4 protein-coding genes are annotated in these 6,792 nt (G+C 62.4%); 3 read left to right on the top strand and 1 reads right to left on the bottom strand.

What is annotated here, in order from left to right; translation table 11 throughout:
- The first annotated feature begins 2,481 nt into the window (after nt 1-2,481).
- Nucleotides 2,482-2,802, top strand: coding sequence for a DUF4148 domain-containing protein (locus tag FFI87_RS34390; RefSeq protein WP_138850743.1), 321 nt, complete (start codon nt 2,482-2,484; stop codon nt 2,800-2,802).
- Nucleotides 2,803-3,018: 216 nt separating this feature from the next.
- Here the strand turns inward: FFI87_RS34390 and gcvA are convergent, their stop codons facing one another.
- Nucleotides 3,019-3,921 (bottom strand): transcriptional regulator GcvA, encoded by a 903-nt coding sequence (gene gcvA, locus FFI87_RS34385; RefSeq protein ID WP_138850742.1) that lies wholly within the window; start codon nt 3,919-3,921, stop codon nt 3,019-3,021.
- A gap of 140 nt (nt 3,922-4,061) precedes the next feature.
- Between gcvA and FFI87_RS34380 the strand changes: the two genes are divergently transcribed.
- On the top strand, nt 4,062-5,351 hold the full coding sequence (locus tag FFI87_RS34380) for an adenylosuccinate synthase (protein WP_138850741.1): 1,290 nt from the start codon (nt 4,062-4,064) through the stop codon (nt 5,349-5,351).
- A 236-nt stretch (nt 5,352-5,587) separates the two neighbouring features.
- Nucleotides 5,588-6,529, top strand: a complete 942-nt coding sequence (locus FFI87_RS34375; protein WP_012372118.1) for a LysR family transcriptional regulator — start codon at nt 5,588-5,590, stop codon at nt 6,527-6,529.
- The last annotated feature ends 263 nt before the right edge of the window (nt 6,530-6,792 follow it).

Here is a 6,792-nt window from a genome sequence, read left to right as displayed (position 1 = left end):
CGTGATGTCCGGAGAAGGTGACCGTGTTGATGGCGGACTTTATACCTTTTCCAGCCAGCGAGCAACGTCTCTTTCTCCAGTATCACTTTCACTATCGATCCTAACTTATTGTCACAAAAGTAAAATCAACTGTTTTTCGAGCTGTGCGAAGTCCCATATCCATATACCTTTCCGCCAAAAATAGCTCCCAAATCCTGCTACCTGTGCAGTTCGCCATCAGCATCCGGCACGAGACTTGCCCAACTGAAGGTACCCATTCATGGGAAACAATTCACCGGAACGAGATGTGCAAACCGGATTCGTGGTGCCCTGCAACACGATCCGCGCGCCCCCATAACAGGCTACGTTTAATGTTTCCCATGAATGGGTACCTGACCAGAGCCACCGATTGGGCGTTGTGTCTTCAATCGTGTCCAGCGGAAGAAAATAACCCCCATGGATGACTACCTTGCGAATTTCCCATAGAAGGTAACCTTTCCGTCTCCCTGAACCTGTTTATGGGACTCCATATCCCGAGGGCCGAGCAAAACAAGATCGGTCCGTCTATGCAGACACCCATAACCGGCTACCTGAAATCCATCCCATAACCGGCAACCTCACATAAAATGCTGTGCCGTAGGCCGCCGACGGATCAGGAAAAAGGCACCATAAATGGCTACCAACGGAGTCCCCCATAGGGGGCTACCTGAAGCATTTCCGGGCCGAAATCCCATAACAGGCTACGCGTGCCCCATATCCACAACCCCCATTTCCCACAACTCGGTACCCCATTCCCCAAATCCACAGACCTGAAGCCCCATACTCTTCCGCCTGTGCCCCCATAAATGGGTACCGAACACCTGTCAAACCCTTGCCAGACAAGGCTCTGAGCCGTCTAAAAGTAGTTAAAGAAGTAAACGTTGTTTACAAAAGATGTAAACACACGTGTGCCTGTGCAGAAACACAGCCCCCATAAACCGCTACCAAAGCGAGTCTGCAGTGCTGGACAGGCACAGCAATCGGGGCTTCGGCCTCTGCAACCACTGACGTTTTGGCCTCATTCTGAAAGCCTCTCAAGCCTGACAAGGCTTTCCAAGGAGGTGAGTACACACTCACAAGCATTCAAACGTAGAAACTTATGGGAGGAAATCCTCGTTCGTGGGACATAGGTACCCGCGTATGGGACCCAAGAATGCCCGTCCCGCTCTACCTTGCATCCGGGATTACCCGCAGTAACTGAATACTGCGCTCTACACGGGAGCACCCACGGTTTTCCTCCCGGCAGTGAGAAATCGACGAAATCGACTCGCAAGTGAATTTTTTGTCGTCTGGGCTGGGGCTTCCGTGGATAAGTCTTCGACTATCGCCAGCCTGCCCGATCGGCACTTTTCCAATCGCTGGCCCGTGTACTGACGAAATGGGTCAGCGTCTCCGCGGGCACCCGGCCTCATAGTTTTCTACCTTTGGACGGAACCGGAATCGGTACGGCGTCGTGATCGGGGAGACAGCAACCGCAGGCAGCTGGATGCCCGAACGTGAGCGGCCGGCATCACCCAAGCTCACCTTCATCGGACCCGCGCTCGAATCCCGAATATCCTCACCGTCGGAAAATGTCGAGTCCCGTAAAAGCTCACCGACAAGGTATTCCGCGGATGGGCAAATCGGGGGCGCGACGCCACCGCACCAGATGCGCTCGCCCAATGGAAACGCTGTGACCGAGACGCGCAGCTCGGGACGTACCGGCATCCTTGGCGCACAGGCTCAAGACTCGTTGCGATGCCGGACGGTGACGAACCCTTCGCATTCGCAAATGCAAACGCATGATGCAAGCTCTTCGCGCAACCGTGAACGAAGGTCAATCCAAGCATTCGTCCTGTGCGGCGACGACGTCTCGGTTCGCCAACGTCATTCCCACAACTGGCAACGAAGCGCCCCGAACAGGTAACCATGCATGCAGCAAGCGGTTACCCGATCGCTCGCTCGCTTGGCATCGTGTGGACATGCCAGGGATCACATCGAACTCGGCACCGAACGAAGCGTGCCCGTTTATGGGATGCTCCGCCGTTCGCGCGACCGCGAATCACAACCAGGCACACAGACTTGCAAGTCGATAGGTGATCCCGTTCACGAAGCGACGGTCACGTTGCGCGAGCGGCCAATTCCGCAGGTGAAACAGCCAGCCCTGATACGAGTGCACGACATGCGGAACCGAACCTCGTCCGCATCGGCCACCTGCATCGTATCGACGAAATACTCCGGTTCGTCACATGGTTGCCGCAGTCATGGTCGTCGCGTGACCTCGTGCCCGATGCATCGTTGTGGTCGCGGCAACACGACTCTCCCATACGTGTATCCCCAACATTGTGCACACGATGACGCCACATTTTTTGCAACGCGGTTATGATGCAAAGGCCCTGGTCGCAGCATGAAAACCGACCGGGGGCAGGGGCGGTATCTCGATGCATTTTCATTCCGTGATCAATCAGAATAGAGAGCTCAGCGATGCGAATCCAGATCAGAAAATTCACGCTGGCTGCTACGGCAGCAGCCTTCCTCTTCGGCTCCGCCGCTCCGGTGTTCGCGCAAGCCGACGCCAGCAGCGCACCGGCCGCCTCGGATGCGAAGGCCGCGAAGCGTGAGGCGCGCAAGGCAGCACGGGCACAACGCAAAGCCGAACACAAGGCTGCGCGCGCGAAGAACACCGCCGAACTGAAGAAACTCGAAGACGCTGGTTACAAGCCGGCGGCCAACGATCCGAACTATCCGCAGAACCTGCAGAAGGCCGAGAAGAAGGCAGGCGAAGCCGCTGGCGCCAGCCAATAAGCGCGCTTCGCGGAAAAGACCCCGGCTCGAGCCGGGGTTTCTTGTTTGTGCCGCGCAAACTCGCGGCGCGTCGTGGCTACCAAGCAGGTAGCATATCCGTATCAATTGCTTCGGTATCCTCTGTATCGTGGTTGAGCGAGTCGATATCCGAGCGCGACTTCCAGCATGTTCATATCCGGGCCGCCGCAACGGCTTGACCACCCGCAGCCGGCATAGTCAGTGCCGCGCGTCCACCGCCGCGTTCCCCGTCGTTTTCAACCAGTCCTTGAATGCCCGCACCGCCTCGTCCTCGGCGCGCGCTGCCGCCACGTAGGTGAAATAACGCCACGGCGGCAGTGCCGGTTCGCTGAACGGTTGCACCAGCCGCCCTTCGGCAATGTCGTCCGCTACGAGCGCGATCGGCCCCATCGCGACGCCGAGGCCGTCGAGCGCACCTTGCAGCGTCAGGTAGAAATGCTCGAGCGTGAGCGAGTGCCGCGGCACCAGATTCGCGTGCCCGGCCGCCGCGAGCCATTCAGGCCACATGCCGGGATAGGTCGCCGCATGCAGCAGCGTGAAGCCGGCGAGATCGGCCGGTGTACGCAACGGCCGGCCCTCGAGCAGCTTCGGCGCGCAGACGGGCAACCGCACTTCGGACAGGAATTCCTCGGCGACGTATCCGTCGATCGCCTGCGGGCCGCCACGGACGATCAGGTCGACCTTGTCGCGCAACTTCTCGATCGGCTCGTTCGACGTCGACAGCCGCACCTCGATGGCCGGATGAGCAACCTGGAACGACGACAGCTTCGGCACGAGCCAGCGCAGCGAAAACGTCGCGGGCGCGCTGACGCGCAGCACGCGTTGCTGCCCCTGGCCGAAATGCTGCGCGGTGGCGAGCGCGATACGGTCGAACGATGCGCCAACTTCGGCGAGATACGCGCGACCGGCATCGGTCAGCTCGACTCGCCGGTTGTGCCGTTCGAACAGCGGCCGGCCGAGCCATGCCTCCAGCTGCTGGACATGCCGGCTGATCGCGCCATGCGTGACGCACAGCTCATCGGCGGCAAGCGTGAAACTGCCGAGCCGGGCCGCGGCTTCGAACGCGCGCAGCGAATTCAACGGAGGGAGTCGTCGGGCCATTCATCGTTTCGCGTGAATTTTACTCACACGAATGCTCAGATTTAATCGTTTGATCGGGCGATCCTGCTCCGCCAATATGGCACACAAACGGCCGATGCGGCCGCAGTACGTGTCTGGATTTCTCACATGGAGTATGGAGCATGCCGAACGTGGTGGTAGTGGGCGCCCAATGGGGTGACGAAGGCAAGGGGCGCGTCGTGGACTGGCTGGCGGCGCAGGCCGATCTCGTCGCCCGCTACAACGGCGGCCACAACGCGGGCCATACGCTGGTCGTCGGCGACAAGACGTACAAGCTCGCGCTGCTGCCAAGCGGCATCGTGCGCGGCAAGCGCGGCGTGATCGGCAACGGCGTGGCGCTCGACCCCGAGGCGCTGCTGGCCGAGATCGGGCGGATGGCCGAGCTGGGGCTGTCGGTGACGCCCGACAATCTGTCGATCGCGGAAAACGCGACGCTGGTCCTGCCGATTCACCGCGCGATCGACGAAGCGCAGGAGCGTCTGCGTCGCGAGCCGATCGGCACCACGCTGCGCGGGATCGGGCCGGCCTATGAGGACAAGGTCGGGCGCCGCGGGTTGCGGGTCGCCGATCTGGCGGAACCGGGCCGGCTTGCCGACAAGCTCGACGTGCTGGTCGATTATCACAATGCATGGTTTCGCGGCCTGGGGCTCGAGCCGTGCTCGCGCGACGCGATGCTGACAACGCTGGTCGACATCGCGCCGAAGATCCTGCCGTTCGTGCGTCCCGTGTGGGCCGACCTCAACGACGCGAACGACCGCGGCGAGCGCATCCTGTTCGAGGGGTCGCAGGCTGTGATGCTCGACATCGACTGGGGCACGTATCCGTTCGTGACGTCGTCGGGCACCGTTGCATCGGCCGCGGCGGCCGGCACCGGGCTCGGCGCGTCGAAACTCGGCCACGTGCTGGGTGTGACCAAGGCGTACGCGACGCGCGTCGGCGGCGGTCCGTTCCTCACCGAACTGACTGACGCCACCGGCGAAACGCTGCGCGCGCGCGGGCAGGAGTTCGGCGTCAACACCGGCCGGCCGCGCCGCTGCGGATGGCTCGATGCCGCGCAGTTGCGGCAGGCCGTCCGCATCTCGGGGATCGATTCGCTTGCGCTTACCAAGCTCGACGTGCTCGACGGCTTCGCGTCGATCGAGCTGTGCGTCGGTTACGAGCTCGGTGGCGCACGCGTCGACCATCTGCCCGCGAGTCTCGACGCGCAGGCGCGTGCGACGCCCGTCTACGAAACGTTCGCCGGGTGGGACGGCACCGTGAAGGGCGTGCGCGAGCGTGCGGCGTTGCCGCGTGCCGCGCAGGATTTCATCGCGCGCGTCGAGGCGGTCGCGGGCGTGCCGGTGTCGATGATCACGACCGGCGCCGAGCGCGACGACACGATCGTGCTGAGCAACCCCTTCGAGCACGCCTGAGCGCGACGCGCACGTGCAACGCGTGCGCGGCAGGCTGCCATCGTACGGCCTGCATCGATCCGATGCCGGTCGTCCTTCGCCAGCGGTTGTCGCGTGAGCGAGGGCCCGCCGCAGCGGCGCACGGCAAACTGGACACGCCTGCACCGCTGCGGTACTGTTCCGCACAATTCGCGCCAGACCGGGCTGTGCCGGGGCGGGCGCCGCCGCGAAGCGATTTCAATCCCGGGGACCTGTCGATGGACACGTTACAGATGATGCGCATTTTCGTCCGGGTGGCGGAAGAGGGCAGCTTCACGAGCGCGGCCCAGCGCCTGGACATCACCACCGCCTATGCGTCGCGTTCGGTCGCGCAACTCGAAACGCATCTGCGCACGCGCCTGCTCAACCGGAGCACGCGCCGCATCGCATTGACCGATGCCGGGCAGCGCTATCTCGACCGGTGCCAGCGCATCCTCGGCTATATCGACGAAGCGGAAGCCGAGGCGGCGGATGCGCAGGCGAAGCCTTCGGGGCGCCTGCATGTGCATGCGACCACAAGTTTTGGCCAGGCCTACGTGGTGCCCGCGGTCGTGCGATACCGGCAGCGCTATCCGTCGGTGGCGGTCGAGCTGACGCTGTCGCAACACGTGCCCGACATCATCGACGAAGGTTACGACGTGTCGTTGCAACTGAGCTCGGCGGAGCTGCCCGATTCGGGCCTGGTGTCGCAGCGACTCGGCGATGTTCATAGCGTGCTGTGCGCGTCGCCCGCTTACTTGAAGGAGCGCGGCACGCCGCACAGCGTGCGCGATCTCGAAGCGCATTCATGCCTGCAGATCGTCACGCCGATCTTTCCGCGCGACCGCTGGCATCTCGACGGCCCCGACGGTCGCGAGACATTCGAGCTGCCGCTGCCGGACTTCCAGGTGAACATCGCCGACGCGCTCGGCGCCGCGCTGCGCGCCGGCCTCGGGATCGGCTCGTTGCCGATGTCGAGCGCGGTGCCCGCCCTGGCGAGCGGCGCGCTGGTTCGCGTGTTGCCCGAGTACCGGCTGCAGAAGCTGACGGTCTACACGCTGTATGCGTCGCGCCAGTACCTCGACGCGAAGATCCGGACCTTCGTCGATTTCCTGCGGGAATGCGTGCCCGAATTGCTGGCCGCCGACGAAGCCGCACTGCGCGGTTCCTGCGTGTCCTGAGCGAAAGTGGGCAGCGTGTGCCCGGTTGAATGACGCGGCACACGTTACGCAGTTCATGAATCGATGTTGGTCCGTGCCAGATAATTCGCAAACCGAAATTGATGGCAAAGACGAATCGGCGCCACATCTCCGATCGCTTGCGTCGCGCGATGCACGCCTTTATGAAAGCGCCTGCTTTCGATATCGGACTTCGTTGGTTCGGTGCGAAGCGCCGAACCCCTAGAATCGATTCGACTCCCGCTCCCTTCCCATCGAACCCAGGA

This window comes from Burkholderia sp. KBS0801 (assembly GCF_005937855.2).
In the GTDB taxonomy this organism is placed as follows: Bacteria; Pseudomonadota; Gammaproteobacteria; order Burkholderiales; family Burkholderiaceae; genus Burkholderia; species Burkholderia ambifaria.
Note: the sequence above shows the minus strand (reverse complement) of the source record. Positions and strands in the feature narration are given on the sequence as shown.